At 34.3% G+C, this 17,038-nt stretch carries 20 protein-coding genes; 16 read left to right on the top strand and 4 right to left on the bottom strand.

Annotated features, from left to right (window positions below; all coding sequences use genetic code 11):
- Positions 1 to 393: 393 nt before the first annotated feature.
- Positions 394 to 1,386 carry an asparaginase gene (locus BLS22_RS08175; protein ID WP_090553256.1) on the bottom strand — a complete coding sequence of 331 codons (993 nt, stop codon included), beginning with the start codon at positions 1,384 to 1,386 and terminating at the stop codon, positions 394 to 396.
- Positions 1,387 to 2,106: 720 nt separating this feature from the next.
- On the opposite strand from BLS22_RS08175, the gene BLS22_RS08170 reads away from it, so the two are divergent.
- The 4 genes from BLS22_RS08170 to moaC all read left to right on the top strand — a co-directional run bounded on the left by BLS22_RS08170 (position 2,107) and on the right by moaC (position 5,936).
- A complete protein-coding gene (locus tag BLS22_RS08170) occupies positions 2,107 to 2,718 on the top strand; it encodes a lactate utilization protein (protein WP_090553255.1) in 612 nt (203 codons plus the stop codon).
- 372 nt (positions 2,719 to 3,090) lie between these two features.
- Positions 3,091 to 4,248: a cysteine desulfurase family protein gene (locus tag BLS22_RS08165; protein WP_090553254.1), complete on the top strand. Its 1,158-nt coding sequence runs from the start codon at positions 3,091 to 3,093 to the stop codon at positions 4,246 to 4,248.
- 7 nt (positions 4,249 to 4,255) lie between these two features.
- Positions 4,256 to 5,431, top strand: coding sequence for a tRNA uracil 4-sulfurtransferase ThiI (gene thiI / locus BLS22_RS08160; RefSeq protein ID WP_090553253.1), 1,176 nt, complete (start codon positions 4,256 to 4,258; stop codon positions 5,429 to 5,431).
- Positions 5,432 to 5,456: 25 nt separating this feature from the next.
- Entirely contained in the window at positions 5,457 to 5,936 is a 480-nt protein-coding gene (gene moaC / locus BLS22_RS08155) for a cyclic pyranopterin monophosphate synthase MoaC (RefSeq protein ID WP_090553252.1), read from the top strand.
- Between the two features lie 20 nt (positions 5,937 to 5,956).
- Here moaC and BLS22_RS08150 read toward each other — a convergent pair whose 3' ends face one another.
- From BLS22_RS08150 to pflB, 3 genes are all read right to left on the bottom strand, one after another.
- Positions 5,957 to 6,457: a MogA/MoaB family molybdenum cofactor biosynthesis protein gene (locus BLS22_RS08150; RefSeq protein WP_090553251.1), complete on the bottom strand. Its 501-nt coding sequence runs from the start codon at positions 6,455 to 6,457 to the stop codon at positions 5,957 to 5,959.
- A gap of 203 nt (positions 6,458 to 6,660) precedes the next feature.
- Entirely contained in the window at positions 6,661 to 7,413 is a 753-nt protein-coding gene (pflA, locus tag BLS22_RS08145; protein WP_090553250.1) for a pyruvate formate-lyase-activating protein, read from the bottom strand.
- 147 nt (positions 7,414 to 7,560) lie between these two features.
- Positions 7,561 to 9,792, bottom strand: a complete 2,232-nt coding sequence (pflB, locus tag BLS22_RS08140; protein WP_090553249.1) for a formate C-acetyltransferase — start codon at positions 9,790 to 9,792, stop codon at positions 7,561 to 7,563.
- A 221-nt stretch (positions 9,793 to 10,013) separates the two neighbouring features.
- On the opposite strand from pflB, the gene spoIIAA reads away from it, so the two are divergent.
- The 12 genes from spoIIAA (at position 10,014) to BLS22_RS08090 (ending at position 17,028) form a co-directional block, all read left to right on the top strand.
- On the top strand, positions 10,014 to 10,349 hold the full coding sequence (spoIIAA, locus tag BLS22_RS08135; protein WP_090553248.1) for an anti-sigma F factor antagonist: 336 nt from the start codon (positions 10,014 to 10,016) through the stop codon (positions 10,347 to 10,349).
- A 14-nt stretch (positions 10,350 to 10,363) separates the two neighbouring features.
- The gene (gene spoIIAB, locus BLS22_RS08130; protein ID WP_090553247.1) at positions 10,364 to 10,801 is read left to right on the top strand and encodes an anti-sigma F factor; all 438 of its coding nucleotides are present in this window, start codon (positions 10,364 to 10,366) and stop codon (positions 10,799 to 10,801) included.
- A gap of 12 nt (positions 10,802 to 10,813) precedes the next feature.
- Positions 10,814 to 11,584 (top strand): RNA polymerase sporulation sigma factor SigF, encoded by a 771-nt coding sequence (gene sigF / locus BLS22_RS08125; RefSeq protein WP_090553246.1) that lies wholly within the window; start codon positions 10,814 to 10,816, stop codon positions 11,582 to 11,584.
- A 121-nt stretch (positions 11,585 to 11,705) separates the two neighbouring features.
- A complete protein-coding gene (locus BLS22_RS15110) occupies positions 11,706 to 11,870 on the top strand; it encodes a hypothetical protein (RefSeq protein ID WP_176762105.1) in 165 nt (54 codons plus the stop codon).
- Position 11,871: 1 nt separating this feature from the next.
- Complete coding sequence (locus tag BLS22_RS15495; protein WP_090553245.1) at positions 11,872 to 12,501, top strand: stage V sporulation protein AA; 630 nt, start codon at positions 11,872 to 11,874, stop codon at positions 12,499 to 12,501.
- Between the two features lie 11 nt (positions 12,502 to 12,512).
- Positions 12,513 to 12,923: a stage V sporulation protein AB gene (locus BLS22_RS08115; protein ID WP_090553244.1), complete on the top strand. Its 411-nt coding sequence runs from the start codon at positions 12,513 to 12,515 to the stop codon at positions 12,921 to 12,923.
- Between the two features lie 24 nt (positions 12,924 to 12,947).
- Positions 12,948 to 13,106 carry a hypothetical protein gene (locus BLS22_RS15105; RefSeq protein ID WP_176762104.1) on the top strand — a complete coding sequence of 53 codons (159 nt, stop codon included), beginning with the start codon at positions 12,948 to 12,950 and terminating at the stop codon, positions 13,104 to 13,106.
- A gap of 37 nt (positions 13,107 to 13,143) precedes the next feature.
- Positions 13,144 to 13,599, top strand: a complete 456-nt coding sequence (gene spoVAC, locus BLS22_RS08110) for a stage V sporulation protein AC (protein ID WP_090553243.1) — start codon at positions 13,144 to 13,146, stop codon at positions 13,597 to 13,599.
- A gap of 12 nt (positions 13,600 to 13,611) precedes the next feature.
- Entirely contained in the window at positions 13,612 to 14,634 is a 1,023-nt protein-coding gene (gene spoVAD, locus BLS22_RS08105) for a stage V sporulation protein AD (protein ID WP_090553242.1), read from the top strand.
- A 15-nt stretch (positions 14,635 to 14,649) separates the two neighbouring features.
- On the top strand, positions 14,650 to 15,006 hold the full coding sequence (gene spoVAE, locus BLS22_RS08100) for a stage V sporulation protein AE (protein ID WP_090553241.1): 357 nt from the start codon (positions 14,650 to 14,652) through the stop codon (positions 15,004 to 15,006).
- Positions 15,007 to 15,017: 11 nt separating this feature from the next.
- A complete protein-coding gene (locus tag BLS22_RS08095; RefSeq protein WP_090553240.1) occupies positions 15,018 to 15,629 on the top strand; it encodes a stage V sporulation protein SpoVABEA in 612 nt (203 codons plus the stop codon).
- Positions 15,580 to 17,028 carry a spore germination protein gene (locus BLS22_RS08090; RefSeq protein WP_090553239.1) on the top strand — a complete coding sequence of 483 codons (1,449 nt, stop codon included), beginning with the start codon at positions 15,580 to 15,582 and terminating at the stop codon, positions 17,026 to 17,028. The genes BLS22_RS08095 and BLS22_RS08090 overlap by 50 nt, the downstream gene beginning before the upstream one ends.
- The last annotated feature ends 10 nt before the right edge of the window (positions 17,029 to 17,038 follow it).

Here is a 17,038-nt window from a genome sequence, read left to right as displayed (position 1 = left end):
CAGGCTCCAAAGAAATTACTTCAAAAACATTTAAATCGATGGACTTAAGAATAACCGATAGTATAGTACTATTACTAATTTCTAAAAAGTCATGTTGAAGCTTTAGAGCCTTTTTGTTTGAATAATAGAGTTCTCCCTGAGCATTAAAGATTATAATACCTATAGGTAATAAATCTAATAATGGTTCTATATGTTTAATAATATACGCCTCCCTTTGTTAATAAAAGATGTTGGTTTGCTAAACGGCGATAGCATATAAAACAAATATGTTTAAATTTTCTATAAATTTCAAAAAAATCCTTCTTTTATGTTAATAAAATAAGAAATACTTTATTAACACATAGGTTAATAAAGTATTTTAAATAGCAGTGACTAGATATCAGGGAAATAAAGCTATTGATACTGACTATACTCAATGATTTCCTTTAGAGCAGTTAAATCAGTAGTTATACTTAAGGCTAACATTAACTTAATTCGGGCTTTTTGGCCTGGCAAATCCCCTCCTAAAATAACTCCTAAATTCCTTAGTTGTCGTCCACCACCGTCATAACCATAGGTATCTAAAACACGACCTGTAGGACATCTAGAAACCATCATAACAGCAACATTATGATTTATAGCATACTTTATACCCTCTATCATTTTAGGTGGGACATTACCTCTTCCTAGGGCTTCGATGACGATACCTTTAGCCCCTGAATCGATACAGTATTTTAGTAATCGAGAGTCCATACCCGCAACGCACTTAATTAAATCTACATTTAACTCAATAGATTTGGCAGGGATATGTTGTCTATCAATTATCTCTCTATGAAAAATAACTTTATCGTTATCCACTATGCCGAGGGCACCAAACTCTAAGGATTTAAAAGTATCTAAGCTTAATGTGTTTGTTTTGGTAACTTCGCTGGCTGCATTAACTCCATTATTCATTACAACTAAAACACCTTTATTCATTGCATGGGGGGAGATAGCAGTACACACTGCTGCTGCTAAATTACTTGGTCCATCATAACCAAGTTCGGAACTGTTTCGCATTGCACCAGCAACTACAATAGGTTTGGAACATTTGATTGTTAAATCTAATAAATAAGCAGTTTCTTCAAGGGTATCAGTTCCGTGGGTAATAATAACACCGGCTATATCTGGTCTATGTATTGTTTTAACAACAAGGCTTTGTAGTTCCATCATCATAGTAGGATCAATATGGGGACCTGGTAGCTTTGAAAAATTAATAGCTTCAATTTCAGCAAATTTGTCTATGTTGGTTACTAGAGACATGATTTCTTCATTAGAGAGGGAAGGAATTGCTGCACCAACTCTGGGATCTACAGACATTGAAATAGTGCCACCAGTAAAAATAATAGCAACTTTTGGTTTACTCATAAATAACCTCCTAATAAAAATGATATACTTAACTATATATTAACAAATTAATTTATTCATTTCAAAGAAATAGATATAAACTTAGGTTGTGAAAATACAGGAAAATAGAGAACTTCTATTTAGATTGTGGTAAGATTTATTATTTCTTATACATAGACTCTGTTAAACGCTACTGTTGATTTTCACATTCTATGAATTTTTAAATTCTGTCATCCTGAGGGGAACCGAACAATCTAAGATTCTTTGCTATGCTGAGAGCGACAATCCCTCAATATGTTGTCATAGTTTTATTTATACAATATCAACATCTATCTTTAACATGGCCTATACATAAAAAAAGTCCGGGTAAAAAAACCCGGATGAAATAAAAATATAGTTTGTTTAAAAGGGGTATTGGGAATAGAGATTATATTTACGAGGTTATCAGGGGGATAACCACATATAGATTATAACAAATTTCGACAAAACACGCAACGTTTTGTCGAAAATCATCGAAAAATATTTAGGAATTACTTTTTGTTTAAATAAATTTCTTAAGTATTTGGATGAACTATCGATATAGTATATAATATAGAAAGATATAAAATGAGACTTAATTCATAAGGAGATAATCAAAAACTTTAATTTTATGTTAGTCGCTTAGTTTGTTTATCTATAAGGAGAGGAAGTCTTAGCAGTACAAGTACACCAAAGGATAAAATAAAAAAAGGTGGGATGGAAATGAATGAACGTATAAAAATAGTAATAAATAATTTGGAGAAGAGAAAAATTCCTGCTAAGTATTTTAGCACTAGAGAAGAAGCTGAGAAAGAAATACTTAGAGAAACCAAAAATTTTAAAAATATAGGTATCGGTGGTTCTATGACAATTATGGAAATGAAGCTTCATGAAACCTTAGCCAATAAAGACAAAAATGTATATTGGCATTGGCTTGTAGAACCAGAAGAAAGAGATGAAACCAGAAGACAAGCAGCCAATGCAGATGTTTATTTAACTAGTACCAATGCTTTAACGGAAAATGGAGAGTTAGTGAATATAGATGGTATGGGAAATAGAGTCAGTGGTATGTATTATGGTCCTAAAAAAGTAATTGTCCTATGTGGAGTTAACAAAATATGCCATGATTTAGTTAGTGCTATGGATAGAATAAAGAAAGAAGCCTGTCCTCCCAATGCCAAACGATTAGGTTTGAAAACTCCCTGTAGTATTACAGGAAGCTGTAATGATTGTTTAAGTGAAGAAAGAATGTGTAATGTAACAGTAATTATCAATCATAAGCCTATGGCTGTAGATTTAAAGGTATATATTATTGGAGAATCCTTAGGATACTAAAAGCTGTCACAGTATTCATTTGTTATATAAAGGATAGTAGGTTTCATGATAGTTTAAGATAATCTTTTCCTTTCCTAAATGGTGGTGTATGCCTCAAATAGATTAGGAAACACTAACATTAGTGGAGTTAAACTTTACAAATAAATATTATTTATATATTATAGTAGCTGTAATAAAATGAAACCTAATTCGGAGTAAATTTTGATCCCACTGAATTGTAGTGGAGTTTACTTTGAGGATGTAGTGCTTGATCTCTGGATTAAATAAGGAGAAGGCCCAAAGCTATGATTTGGAGGCAGTCGTTTAGTTTATTCACCAAAAACAGGGGTCCTAGCAATACACCAAAGCATAAAATAGTGAGGGTGTTGAATTATGGAAATTTATTTAGACAATGCTGCCACTACTAAGCCTGCAGATGAGGTGGTAGAGGCTATGTTAAAATCTCTTAAAGAGATGTATGGGAACCCATCTTCTTTACATAGAAAAGGTGTAGAAATAGAAAGAGAAATAAAAAAAGCTAGAAAATCGGTAGCAAAAGCTTTAGGGTGTAGCGAAAAGGAAGTGATTTTCACTTCAGGAGGAACAGAGGCTAACAACTTAGCCATCAGAGGGTTAATCAAGGCTAATAAAAGAAATGGCAATCATCTTATTACATCAAAGATAGAACACAAATCTGTTTTAGCACTTTACAATGAATTAGAAGACGAAGGATATAGGGTAACGTACTTAGATGTGGATGAAAATGGTTTCATTTCTCTTGAAGAAATAGAAAGGGTGATTTCTTCAGATACAGTTTTAGTCAGTATTATGCATGTGAATAATGAAATTGGCAGTATACAACCTATTAATGAAGTGGGCAAAATCATAAAGAAAAAGAATCCCAAAGCTTTATTCCATGTTGATGGTGTACAGTCCTTTGGAAAAATTAAATTTGCCCTCAGAGATTTATCTGTGGATAGTTTCTCCATAAGTGGACATAAATTTCATGGACCTAAGGGGATTGGAGCCCTCTACATAAAAAACAATGTAAAGATAAAACCCTTCTTAATTGGTGGGGGACAAGAGGCTTCATTAAGAAGTGGAACTGAAAATGTTCCTGGTATACTAGGATTAGGTAAAGCTGTAGAGTTGATGATAGAAAACCAAGAAAAAAATATACATAAAATAAAGCATGTTAAAAGTTATCTGCTAAAGTTAATGGAACAAGAGCTAGAGGATATTTCTATTACCAGTAAAGAAAATGAGGAATATGCTCCTCATATTATCAATGTTTCCTTACTGGGGATTAGAAGTGAAATTATGCTCCATAGCTTAGAGGGAGATGGTATATATGTATCTTCAGGATCTGCCTGTTCAGCTAAGAAAAGAGGCTATAGTCATGTTCTAGAGGCTATGGGCATGAAGGAAGCTTATATAGATAGTGCTATAAGAATTAGTTTAAGCTACACCAATACAGAAGAAGAAATAGCTTATGCAGTAGACAAAATAAAAAAACACTTAACTAGTTTAAGGAAAATTATTAAGAGGTGAGAAATCATTGGATAAGGTAATTATTATCCGGTATGGAGAAATCATACTAAAAGGATTAAACAAAAGATTTTTTGAAGACAAACTTGTAAAGCATATTCGACAAGCCCTAAAAGATTTGGGAAATTTGAAGGTCTATAAGGAACACAGTAGAATTTATGTTGATGTAGAAGAGTATAATGAAAATGAAATTATTGACAGGGTAAAGAGGGTTTTTGGTGTTGTTTCAATAAGTCCTGCTAAAAGATTTCCCATGGATATGGATATAATGAAAAGGGTAGCCCTAGAAGAAATGAAGCTAAGAATGGAAGACGGAGATATAAAAACCTTTAAAGTGGAGAGCAAAAGAGGAGATAAAAACTTTCCTATGAAGTCCCCAGAACTTAGTAGAGAAATAGGAGGATTTATTCTAAGTAATGTTGACCAATTGGCAGTAGATGTACATAACCCAGATGTTAGCATTCATATAGAGGTAAGAAATTGGGGCTTTGTCTTTAGCAAAAAAATAGAGGGTTTTGGAGGTCTGCCTTTAGGAACCAATGGGAAGGCACTGTTATTGCTTTCAGGTGGAATTGATAGTCCCGTAGCTGGATGGCTTGTAGGGAAGCGTGGTGTGGAAATCGAAGCTATTCATTTTCATAGTTATCCTTTTACAAGCGAGAGAGCCAAAGAAAAAGTAGTGGATTTGGCAAAGCTTATTGCTTCATATTGTGGAAATTTTAAATTACGGTCTATAAATCTATTACCCATCCAAAAGGAAATCAATGAAAAGTGTCCTGAAGAAGAAATGACTATTTTATCAAGACGTTTCATGATGAAGATTGCTGAAAAAATAGCCCAACAATCAGGTTGTGATGCATTAGTAACAGGTGAAAGCATCGGACAGGTGGCTAGTCAAACGGTGAAAAGCTTACATGTAACAAATGCAGCAGTAGAAATGCCAGTATTTAGGCCTTTAATTGCTATGGATAAAGTAGATATTATGGATTTAGCCAAAAAAATTGGCACCTATGAAACCTCTATACTTCCTTTTGAAGACTGTTGTACAGTTTTTTTACCAAAGCATCCGATTACGCAACCTAGATTAGAAAGAATTTTACATTCTGAAGGATTACTTAATGTAGAAGAACTAATCGACGAAGCCATTGAAAATATGGAAGAAGAAATTATTCAAGTAGAGGATTAAATAACTTAAAGGGGAGGAAAAAATAATGAATAGGTTTACTCACTTTAATGAAGAAGGACGAGCAAAAATGGTGGAGGTAGGGAATAAATTAAACACAAAGCGGGAAGCGGTAGCTAGTGGAAGTATTTATATGATGCCAGAAACCTTAAGGAAAATAATAGATCAAACCATTAGTAAAGGAGATGTTTTAGCAGTCTCTCAAGTAGCTGGTATTATGGCAGCCAAAAATACTAGTGCCCTTATTCCCATGTGCCATAATATAACCTTAACTGGAGCAGATATCCATTTTAACATCGATGAAGAAAACAGTAAAATAGATATTAAAGCCACTGTTCGAACAACGGGTAAGACGGGAGTTGAAATTGAAGCTTTGACGGCGGTTTCAGTAGCAGCTCTAACTATTTATGATATGTGCAAAGCAGTTGACAGGGCCATGAAAATAACAGAAGTAAAATTAGTAAAGAAAACAGGTGGAAAATCTGGAGATTTTATAAGAGAGGAATAAAAATAAGCACACTTTTGTGCTTATTTTTTATGATTACCACACTCTCCTTCAATACCTTTTAATATACCAATACCATGGGAAAGAGCTGGTAAGATTACCTCTAAGCTTTCTCGAACCCCTTTAGGGCTACCAGGCAAATTAATAATGAGGGTTTGTTTTCGAATACCAGCTACACCACGGGATAACATAGCCTTAGGAGTGATAGAAAGGCTTTTCATCCGGATAGCTTCAGGGATACCTGGAACCAGTCTTTCGATAACATCAAGAGTTGCTTCAGGTGTAACATCTCTAGGAGAAAAGCCCGTACCTCCAGTAGTAAAAATAACATCTAGCTTTGTAACATCACACATATATTGAAGGGTATCAGCAATTTTTTGTCTTTCGTCAGGAACAATTACATATTCCTTTAAAATCCCTCCTAAATCCTGTAAAATTTCAGCGATTAAAGGACCACTTGTATCCTGTCGCTGGCCAATGGAGCCCTTGTCACTGGCGGTAACTACACCAATAGTAAATTCCATTATGTAAAACCTCCTTTAGTTTAGTAAATTACAGTGTTTTGTTATATTACTAGTATAGCTGATAATATAACAGAATGTAAAGGTGATACAATTACAAAAGAATTCTTATCTAGAAATCCCTGTCCCATTGTCATAAAAAATCCTTTAACGTTTATAAATCATTTTTTAGCAATGATTTAAAACACTAAAGGATTTCTGTTTTACTATGCAAGTTTAGATTCTGATGAAATATTCAACCCGTATTGAGCAAATGAATGCTTTGCTTTTAAAAGGTCACCCTCTGTAGCGTCTGGAATGTTTTCTAAAGGATAAAAACCTTCAATAGTTTTCCATTTGAATTTTCCCATAGAGTGATAAGGTAGAAGTTCCACCTTTTTTACTGAATTTAGAGAAAGAATAAACTGTGCCATTAGTTCAATATCCTCTATTCCATTGGTCAAAGTAGGGATAACAACATGTCTGATCCAAATATCTATTCCTTTAGCATCGATATATTTTGCAAAAGATAAGATACGATCATTAGCAACCCCGGTCAAATCTTTATGTTTTTTTGGAGACATATGCTTTATATCTAAAAGAACTAGGTCAATATACTTTAATATTTCCTCTAATTCCGGTTGAAGCTTTATAAAACCCGAAGTATCTAAAGCAACATGAATGTCATATTTCTTTAACTCCTTCAGTAAGCTCAACAAAAACTCCATTTGTAGGGTAGGCTCACCGCCACTGATGGTAACACCACCCCCAGAGGCATTCATAAAAGGAATATATTTTTTAATATCTTCTACTACAGCTTCAACAGTTGTTTCTTTGCCTCCTTGTAAATTCCACGTATCCCTATTATGACAAAATTTACACTTTAAAGGACAACCTTGAAAAAAAACAATATAGCGAATACCTGGTCCATCAACGGTACCAAAGGTTTCAACAGAATGAATTCGACCCTTTATAGACATAGATGACACCTACCTTAAAATATAATGAGATTTAATTCAGAGGGAGGTTTTAATCCCTCTGAATCAAAGTTTAAGTTATTTCCTATAGCACTTGTTCTCCTTTTCCTGTAGAAGGGGAGATATTAACACTACAACAAAGATGATTTTTTAGTGGATAGTTCCATGGAAGGTTCTATCAATAACGTCCATTTGTTGTTCTTTAGTTAATTTAATAAAGTTAACAGCATACCCAGAAACACGAATAGTTAGTTGAGGATACTTTTCTGGATGCTCCATAGCATCAATTAACGTTTCTCTATCAAATACGTTAATATTAATATGGTGTCCTCCTTGAGAAAAATAACCGTCAAGTAAAGAGGTCAAAATCTTCACTCTATCCTCTAATGTTTTTCCTAAGGCCTTTGGCACAACAGAAAAGGTGTAGGAAATACCGTCTTGAGCATCTTCGTAGGGGAGTTTAGCAACAGATGCCAAAGATGCTAAGGCTCCCTTTGTATCCCTACCATGCATAGGATTAGCACCTGGAGCAAAGGGTTCGCCTTTTTGTCTTCCATCTGGTGTACTCCCGGTTTTCTTACCATATACAACGTTAGAGGTTATGGTTAATACTGATTGGGTTGGGATGGCATTTCTATAGGTTTTGTTTTTTCTGATGGCATCCATAAACCGTTTTACAAGGGTTACGGCTATCTTATCCACTACATCCTCATTATTGCCGTACTTAGGGAAATCCCCTTGGATTTCATAATCAACTACAAGGCCAGCCTCATTTCTAACAGTCTTTACTTTACTATATTTAATAGCACTTAAGGCGTCTGTGCACACAGATAAACCTGCAATGCCGCAAGCCATTGTTCTAATCACATCACGATCATGGAGAGCCATTTGTATTTTCTCATAGGCGTATTTATCATGCATATAATGAATTACGTTTAAGGTATTTACATAGAGCTTGGCAATCCAATCAATAAATGTATTAAATTTATCCATTACCTCATCATAATCTAAATATTCAGAAGTGATGGATTCAAATTTAGGCCCTATTTGAAGACCTGTCATCTCGTCTCTACCACCGTTAATAGCATAAAGTAAAGCTTTAGCTAAGTTGCATCTGGCTCCAAAGAATTGCATTTGCTTTCCAATGGGCATAGCTGATACACAGCAGGCAATACCATAATCATCTCCCCAATAGGGACGCATTAAATCATCACTTTCATATTGTAGGGAGCTAGTGTCGATGGATACCTTTGAACAGTAATTTTTAAAGTTTTCTGGAAGCTGGTCTGACCATAGAACGGTTAAGTTAGGCTCTGGTGCAGCACCTAAATTATATAGAGTATGAAGGATTCTAAAGGAAGTTTTTGTAACAAGAGGTCTTCCATCTAAACCCATACCTCCTATACATTCTGTAATCCAAGTAGGATCACCGCTAAAGAGTTCATTATAATCTGGTGTTCTTAAAAACCTTACCATTCTTAGCTTCATAACGAAATGATCAACTAACTCTTGGGCTTCCTCTTCGGTTAATCTACCCTCAGCAATATCTCTTTCGATATAAATATCTAAGAAGGTTGAAACTCTACCTAAGCTCATAGCTGCACCATTTTGCTCTTTTACAGCAGCTAAATATGCAAAGTATAGCCATTGAACTGCTTCAAAGGCATTAGCAGCTCCATTGGATATATCAAATCCGTAGGATTTAGCCATGTCCTTTAATTCTTGTAATGCTTTAATTTGCTCCTGTATTTCTTCTCTTAATCGGATTGCAGCTTCATCTATAGAATCAAGTTCTAATGATTTTTTCTGTTGCACCTTATCCTCTATCAATCTATCAACACCATAAAGGGCAACCCTCCTATAATCTCCTATAATTCTACCTCGACCATAGGCATCTGGCAGACCTGTTATAATACCGGCTTTTCTAGCAGCCAACATTTCTTCAGTATAAGCATCAAAAACACCATCATTATGGGTTTTCCTGTAATTACGGAAGATATCTTTTATTTGTTGATTTAGTTCGTAACCATAGGCTTTACACGCGCTCTCCACCATCCGAATGCCACCATAGGGCATAACAGCTCTTTTAAGAGGCATATCGGTTTGCAGCCCAACGATTTTTTCTCTATCTTTGTCAATATAACCTGGTTGATGGGATATAATAGTGGAAATCGTATCAGTATCTATATCAAGGGTACCATTGTTTTTTCGTTCTAGCTCCATGAGTCTTAGCACTTCATCCCAAAGCTTCTTAGTTTCATCAGTAGGTTCTACTAAAAAATCATGATTACCATAATAGGGAGAATAGTTGGCCTGTATAAAGCTCCTTACATCTATCCCTTCAGTCCACTTAGCAGTTTTAAATTTATAAGTATTATTCATAATCCCCACTCCTTTTTTAAGAAATATAATGTTAATTAAATTATAACACATGATACAGTATATTGTATACAGTATTTTTAATAAACAAGATCATATTTTCTTTTGTAAAGTTATTTCAACATAAAATTTCAAAAATCTACAAAAGTAGTTATTTTTCACTGAAGGAGTTGTTTAAGTATGTCTCGAACTAGTATTTATAAAGCCATAGGGAGGGAAGTATTTTGCAATTATACTATGAAATTATAGAAAACACTCTAATTGTAAAGCTAAAAGGAGAGTTGGACCACCATGTTGCACAACAAATAAGAACAGAGCTAGATGAAATGATTATAAATAAACGCTCAAAGAATTTAATTTTTGATTTAAAGGAGCTAAAATTTATGGATAGCTCAGGCATAGGGGTTATTATTGGTCGATACAAAAATATCAATAAGCTTGGGGGAAAGGTAGCAGTAGTGGAAGTATCTGAAAAAATAGATAAAATATTTAGCTTGGCTGGTTTGTATCGTATTATTGGTAAATATAAAAACAAAACTGATGCTCTCAAAAGTGTGTAAAGGAGTGTAATGGAATGGAATACAAAAACTATATGAAATTAGAGTTTGATAACAAGTCTCAAAATGAAGCTTTTGCTAGGATTGTTGTAGCTGCCTTCGCTTCACAACTAGACCCCACTATTGAAGAAATTTCAGATATAAAAACAGCTGTTTCAGAAGCCGTCACCAATTCAATTATCCATGGATATGAAAATAAAAGTGGTTTAGTAACAATAACATGTAGAATAAATGCTGATGAATTGGAAATTATAGTAGAAGATGAAGGTATAGGTATAGAAGATATAGAAAGGGCTAGAGAACCATTATATACTTCTAAGCCTGATCTGGAACGTTCTGGAATGGGTTTTACGGTTATGGAAACTTTCATGGACTATATAGATGTATATTCTGAGATTGGAAAGGGAACAAAAATAACTATGATGAAGAAGTTTAAAAGCCTGAGTGAAGATTAAGGGGTAGATAAGATGAATATACCAGCGTTTTCAGGGGAGTACAACGAAATACTAGGGCATGAGGAAACAATGGAGCTCATAAAAAAAGCCCAAAAAGGAGATATGCAGGCACAAGAAACTTTAGTAAGTCATAATCTTGGATTAGTTAGAAGTATGATTAATCGTTTTGCTAATAGGGGCTATGAAAAGGAAGATTTATTTCAGTTGGGTTGTATAGGATTAATAAAGGCTATTAAGAAATTTGACTCTAGTTATGATGTAAAATTTTCAACCTATGCTGTTCCAATGATTGTTGGAGAAATAAAACGATTTCTAAGGGATGATGGTATTATTAAGGTTTCTAGAAATTTGAAGCAGACAGCTTCTAAAGTAAAAATAGCCAAAGAAAAGCTGTTTAAGGAGTTGGGGCGAGAAGCAACGTTGCAAGAGCTTGCTATTGAATTAAATATTGATAAAGAAGAAATCGTTATGGCACTAGACTCTAATGCCCATCCAGAGTATCTATATGATATTATCCACCACGACGATGGAGCCCCCATATACTTAATAGACAAGATTAGCAAAGACGAATCCTTAAATGATGCAGATCTTATTGACAAGTTATTACTACAGGATACCTTAGCTAAATTAGAAGCTAGAGAGCGTCAAATTATTATGCTACGTTATTTTAAAGATAAGACCCAAACAGAGATAGCAGAAATCTTAGGAATATCCCAAGTACAGGTTTCAAGAATAGAAAAAAAGGTTTTGCAGTGTATGAAGGAGTTGATGAAGAAGACTTAAGAAAAGTCTTCTTTTTTTTGTGATGATTAAGACAATCCACTAATTAGTGAAAATTTGCCGTAGCTATCATAAGAATTAAAAATCATTTTTAGCCCATAATAAATTTAAGGAGGGTGATATAATGATAAATTGCATTAAAAAATATAAAGCAATAGCTATTATTGGAGGTGTTATAATTATTGCATTAAGCTCTTGGTATTATTTAAATAATAGGAGAATACAGCAAGAGCCAGATAGGGCGGATTTAGTTTTGAATAAGACCTTCTTTAAAAGTGTGGAGATATAAAATGACAAATCAATCCCACAATCAAATATATATACATACAAAAGGGAAAATAAAAATAAATGCCTCTAAGACTATTTTTTTAAAGGATTTAGTAGATGTCTATATAGAGGATACGATTACAAAGAAAAAAATAGAAGATATTAAATATGAAATAGAAGATTTACACAATAAAAACAACCATTTAATAGGTATATTATCGATCATTGCTTTAATTAAAAAATATTATCCAACATCAGCTATTACTGTAATAGGAGAACCGAATATATTAGTTACAATTGAAAATAATGAAATGGTAGCTAAAGATAGAAAAAAAACCTTAAGAGTAGCTTTAGTATGCTTTTTACTATTTGTAGGGTCAATGACAGCTATTATTAATTTTCATTCAGATGTAGATATGCTTCAAACCCAAAAAACCATTTATAGAATTATAACAGGAGAAGAAACAGATAATCTTTTATTATTACAAATACCTTATTCTCTAGGAATTGGGATTGGGATGTCTGTATTTTTTAATCATTTTTTTAAAAAGAAAATTAACAATGAGCCTAGTCCTTTAGAAGTAGAGGTACATCTATATCAAGAAAATCTAGATCAGTACATAAAAAATAATAGTGAGAAACATAATAAATAGAAGGGATTATCATGGTGAAAATAATTATTCCATTAATTGGTTTATCAAATGGCATTATAGTAGGAAGTGGTATCGTTGCTCTTCTTACGCTACTGGACATTATTCCTAGGATAGCTCAATTAACAAAAACCTATAAAAACATATGGATTTATGAAAATACTATTATAATTAGTGCTACAATAGCATCTCTTTTTTCTTTAACAACAAATGCTTTCAATACAAATATTATTTTCGTTACCATAATAGGTTTATTTATGGGTATCTTCATAGGTCTTTTGGCATCAGCTTTAGCAGAAGTAATGAATGTTATCCCAGTAGTTGTAAGACGGTTTCAAATAGAAGAATATGTTATATATGTGGTCTATGCTTTAATTTCAGGAAAAATGCTAGGATCATTTATACATTGGTTAATTATCCATTAGTAACAATAAAGGAGAAGATATCTTATGAATACTTTAAATCAGTACAGAGATAGTCCAGAGATTAATCCTTTAATCCTGCAAAATATAGAGGAAAAGCAATCTATCCATCAATTTGAAGATAAGACCTTTGAAATACACGTAGAAAAATTAAAAGGGAAAAAAAAAGTCAGTGAAATACGATGATTAAATATAGAATTCATTTATTCCTAGAGGTGACATAATGTCAAAAAAACTATTAAAAGATAATAGGGATTATCAAAACTATGTAGCAGAGAAATCCCCAAAGCCCAATTATGCAAAAAATTGTATATGGTCCTTTACTATAGGTGGAAGTATATGTGTCATAGGACAGTTTATACACAGTAGAATTGAAAGTATTTTTGATATGAATCATTTAGATGCAACCAATACTACTATATTAATTATGATTTTTATTGGAGCATTATTGACGGGCTTAGGGGTGTATGATCAAATTGGGAAAAGAGCTGGTGCAGGTTCTATTGTTCCTATTACAGGTTTTGCTAATTCCATTGTAGCTCCAGCCATGGAATTTAAGAGAGAAGGGTATGTATTTGGGGTAGCAGCAAAAATGTTTGTTTTAGCAGGCCCTGTATTGGTATATGGTATTACAACATCTGTTATCGTAGGAATAATTTATTATTTCATAAGATTATAGGGGAAAGAAACAATGACAAAGAAAAAAATTGGTAGACAGACAGTTAAATTATTGAACCCACCCTCCATACTTGCTACCTACTCTATTGTTGGTCCCAAGGAAGGAGAGGGACCGCTGTCTAATTATTTCCACCATATACTACAAGATGATTTATATGGAGAAGATAGTTGGGAGAAGGCGGAAAGCAAAATGTTAAAGGAAGCTGTAAAATCTGCTGTTATGGAGGCAAGACTTACATTGGAAGATATTGACTACTTGTTTGCTGGTGATCTACTAAATCAGTTAATGTCTTCAACCTTTGCAGCTAGGGATTTACAAATACCCTATTTTGGATTATTTGGCGCTTGCTCTACTATGGCTCAAGCGTTAAGCCTAGCAGCCATGATGATTGATGGTGGATATGGTCATCATATAATAGCTACCACATCTAGCCATTTTTCTTCGGCTGAAAGACAATTTAGATTTCCTTTAGAGTTAGGGAATCAGAGGCCACTTACTACCCAATGGACTGTAACAGGTGCAGGAGCTGCTGTTATAGCCCAGAGGGGTAAAGGGCCCTACATAACCCATATTACGACAGGGAAGGTATTGGATTATGGTATCATTGATGCCAACAATATGGGGGCAGCAATGGCACCAGCAGCAGTAGATACAATTAGAGCTCATTTTGAAGATATAGGTAATTCTCCTGATGAATATGATTTGATTATAACCGGAGACTTAGGAAAAATAGGTAGAAATATTGCCGGAGATTTATTGAGAAAAGAGGGCATCAATGTTGAAAAAAAGCTAAAGGATTGTGGTGTTGAAATATTCGACCATGATAAACAAGATACCCATGCGGGGGGCAGTGGATGTGGATGTTCAGCTGTAGTATTTTCTGGATACCTATATAAAATGTTAAAGGAGAAAAGGTTTAATAAAATTCTATTGGTTTCCACAGGTGCCTTACTATCTCCTACTAGTATTCAGCAGGGGGAATCGATTCCTAGTATTGCCCATGCAGTCACAATAGAAGGTGGATTAGATGGCTAGGAGGTGTAGCACGAGATGGGTTATATTAATGCTTTTATAGTGGGAGGCTTCATTTGTTTATTAGGTCAGCTATTGATGGATGCAACTAGATTAACCCCCGCCCACGTACTGGTTATATTTGTAACAGCTGGGGTAATTCTAACAGCTTTAGGAGTTTATGAACCTTTAGTAAGAATAGGTGGTGCAGGGGCAACTATACCTTTACCAGGATTTGGATATTCATTAGCCAAAGGGGCCATGAATGGTGTTAAGGAAAATGGCTTAATGGGAGCTTTTATAGGGGGAGTACAGGCTACAGCTGGAGGAATTACAGCGGCCATCGTATTTGGTTATATTATGTCAATTATATTTGATCCTAAAACCAAACCATAAAGGAGCATAAAATGGAGGAAAAAAGAAAAGTTATATTAGTTACAGATGGAGATAGATGTGCAAAAAAAGCAATTGAAGTGGCCGTCAGAAATATTGGCGGTAGATGCATTTCAAAGTCTGGAGGCAATCCTACTCCCATTAATGATAAAGAGATTATAAAGTTCATAGAGGAGGCAGTCCATGATCCTGTAGTTGTGATGGTGGATGATGAAGGAAACGAAAATATGGGAGTAGGTGAGGAGATATTATGTAAGCTTATTGAGAATGATAAAATACAAGTATTAGGAGTGGTGGTTGTAGCATCAAATACCAAGGATGTGGAGGGTGTACATCCTGACTTTTCTATAGATAATCATGGAAATATTATTGATAAAGCAGTAGACAAAGATGGGAATCCTACTTCAGATAAGGTATTGTATGGGGATACAGTAGATATTGTAGAGCAGTGCAGCGTTCCTATAGTAGTTGGAGTTGGTGATATTGGTAAGATGAAGGGCAAGGATGATCCAAGAAAAGGAGCCCCTATTATTACAAAGGCACTGGAAGAAATATTAAATAGGAGTGGAGCAGGTTATGAAAATAGCTCAAAAACTCAAGGAAAACAAACAGATATTTACAGATAACTTAGGGATTGGTCAATCCTTTGATATTGTTGATAGAGAGATAAAGGTTGCCAACAAGGATGCTTTAATGCTTTTTATTGATGGTTTTGCTAAGGATGATGTCATGGTATGGATTATGGGGACCCTTCAAAATTTAAAGAAGGAAGACATTGCTATCAATACCCTAGAAAAATTAATAAAAAGCAAAATAGCCTATTTAGAAGTAGAAACAGAGGATGAAGTAGAAACTATACAGGATTGGATATTATCTGGAGCCTTAGCCTTGCTTATTGATGGAGAAAAGGAAGCTATTATTATAGATGTTAGAGAATATCCCATAAGAGGTCCTGAGGAACCGGATTTAGAAAGGGTAACTAGAGGGTCAAGGGATGGATTTGTAGAAACAATTATATTTAATACAGCCCTTATTAGAAGGAGAATTAGGGATCCAAAGCTCTGCTTTGAAATTACAAAAGTAGGAACCCGTTCAAAAAGTGATATAGTAATTGGATATATTAAAGATATAGCCAATAAGGATTTAGTTGAAAAATTGAAAAATCAAATAGATGAAATTAATATCGATGCATTGACTATGGCAGAAAAATCCCTACAGGAATTCATACTAGGTGGGGGATGGAATCCCTTTCCTAAGGCAAAGTTTACAGAAAGGCCTGATGTTGCTGCAGCCCATTTGTTAGAAGGACATATCATTATTATTGTGGACACTTCCCCCAGTGTTATGATATTACCTGTAACGATTTTCCATTTTACCCAGCATGCAGAAGATTATTACCAAGCGCCATCTGTAGGGACTTATATTAGGTGGGTAAGACTACTAGGTATTTTCTTTTCCTTTGTTTTACCACCACTATGGTTATTGGGGGTATTCTATAATCAAAAGCTGCCTGAGGCTATTCAATTTATTGGTCCAAAGGAAGATGCAAATATACCCTTATATATACAATTTCTAATTCTTGAAATTGGGTTAGACATGTTAAGGATTGCATCAATACATACACCTAATACATTATCTACATCATTAGGTATTATTGGGGCCCTCCTTTTAAGTGAATTTGCTGTTGATGTAGGGTGGTTTGTACCAGAAACAGTCCTGTATATGGCGGTGGCAGGTATAGGGATGTTTGCAACCCCCAGTATAGAATTTTCTTATGCAGTTAGATTATTTAGGCTGTTATTAATCATATTAACAGGAGTTGGGAAAATATACGGCTTTGTAATTGGTATTTTAATTATGTTAATTACATTGTTCAGCACTAAAGGCTATGGAGATACTAAATACCTATGGCCCCTCATACCATTTGATGGAAAGGCCTTAAGAACCATATTGTTTAGACAGCCTATTCCAGATGTCAGTAGCAGACCAGCATTTCTAAGAACTAAAGATAAGCATGATAAATAAATTAAGAGCA

It is taken from the genome of Natronincola ferrireducens, from assembly GCF_900100845.1.
Taxonomy (GTDB): Bacteria; Bacillota; Clostridia; order Peptostreptococcales; family Natronincolaceae; genus Natronincola_B; species Natronincola_B ferrireducens.
This window is presented reverse-complemented; position numbering and strand designations above follow the sequence as displayed.

What these genes read in the sequence shown, in the direction of transcription:
- BLS22_RS08175 (WP_090553256.1), bottom strand. Translation starts at nt 1,386, where the DNA reads ATGAGTAAACCAAAAGTTGCTATTATTTTTACTGGTGGCACTATTTCA.
- BLS22_RS08170 (WP_090553255.1), top strand. Translation starts at nt 2,107, where the DNA reads ATGAATGAACGTATAAAAATAGTAATAAATAATTTGGAGAAGAGAAAA.
- BLS22_RS08165 (WP_090553254.1), top strand. Translation starts at nt 3,091, where the DNA reads ATGGAAATTTATTTAGACAATGCTGCCACTACTAAGCCTGCAGATGAG.
- moaC (WP_090553252.1), top strand. Translation starts at nt 5,457, where the DNA reads ATGAATAGGTTTACTCACTTTAATGAAGAAGGACGAGCAAAAATGGTG.
- BLS22_RS08150 (WP_090553251.1), bottom strand. Translation starts at nt 6,457, where the DNA reads ATGGAATTTACTATTGGTGTAGTTACCGCCAGTGACAAGGGCTCCATT.
- pflA (WP_090553250.1), bottom strand. Translation starts at nt 7,413, where the DNA reads ATGTCTATAAAGGGTCGAATTCATTCTGTTGAAACCTTTGGTACCGTT.
- pflB (WP_090553249.1), bottom strand. Translation starts at nt 9,792, where the DNA reads ATGAATAATACTTATAAATTTAAAACTGCTAAGTGGACTGAAGGGATA.
- spoIIAB (WP_090553247.1), top strand. Translation starts at nt 10,364, where the DNA reads ATGGAATACAAAAACTATATGAAATTAGAGTTTGATAACAAGTCTCAA.
- sigF (WP_090553246.1), top strand. Translation starts at nt 10,814, where the DNA reads ATGAATATACCAGCGTTTTCAGGGGAGTACAACGAAATACTAGGGCAT.
- BLS22_RS15110 (WP_176762105.1), top strand. Translation starts at nt 11,706, where the DNA reads ATGATAAATTGCATTAAAAAATATAAAGCAATAGCTATTATTGGAGGT.
- BLS22_RS15495 (WP_090553245.1), top strand. Translation starts at nt 11,872, where the DNA reads ATGACAAATCAATCCCACAATCAAATATATATACATACAAAAGGGAAA.
- BLS22_RS08115 (WP_090553244.1), top strand. Translation starts at nt 12,513, where the DNA reads ATGGTGAAAATAATTATTCCATTAATTGGTTTATCAAATGGCATTATA.
- BLS22_RS15105 (WP_176762104.1), top strand. Translation starts at nt 12,948, where the DNA reads ATGAATACTTTAAATCAGTACAGAGATAGTCCAGAGATTAATCCTTTA.
- spoVAC (WP_090553243.1), top strand. Translation starts at nt 13,144, where the DNA reads ATGTCAAAAAAACTATTAAAAGATAATAGGGATTATCAAAACTATGTA.
- spoVAD (WP_090553242.1), top strand. Translation starts at nt 13,612, where the DNA reads ATGACAAAGAAAAAAATTGGTAGACAGACAGTTAAATTATTGAACCCA.
- spoVAE (WP_090553241.1), top strand. Translation starts at nt 14,650, where the DNA reads ATGGGTTATATTAATGCTTTTATAGTGGGAGGCTTCATTTGTTTATTA.
- BLS22_RS08095 (WP_090553240.1), top strand. Translation starts at nt 15,018, where the DNA reads ATGGAGGAAAAAAGAAAAGTTATATTAGTTACAGATGGAGATAGATGT.
- BLS22_RS08090 (WP_090553239.1), top strand. Translation starts at nt 15,580, where the DNA reads ATGAAAATAGCTCAAAAACTCAAGGAAAACAAACAGATATTTACAGAT.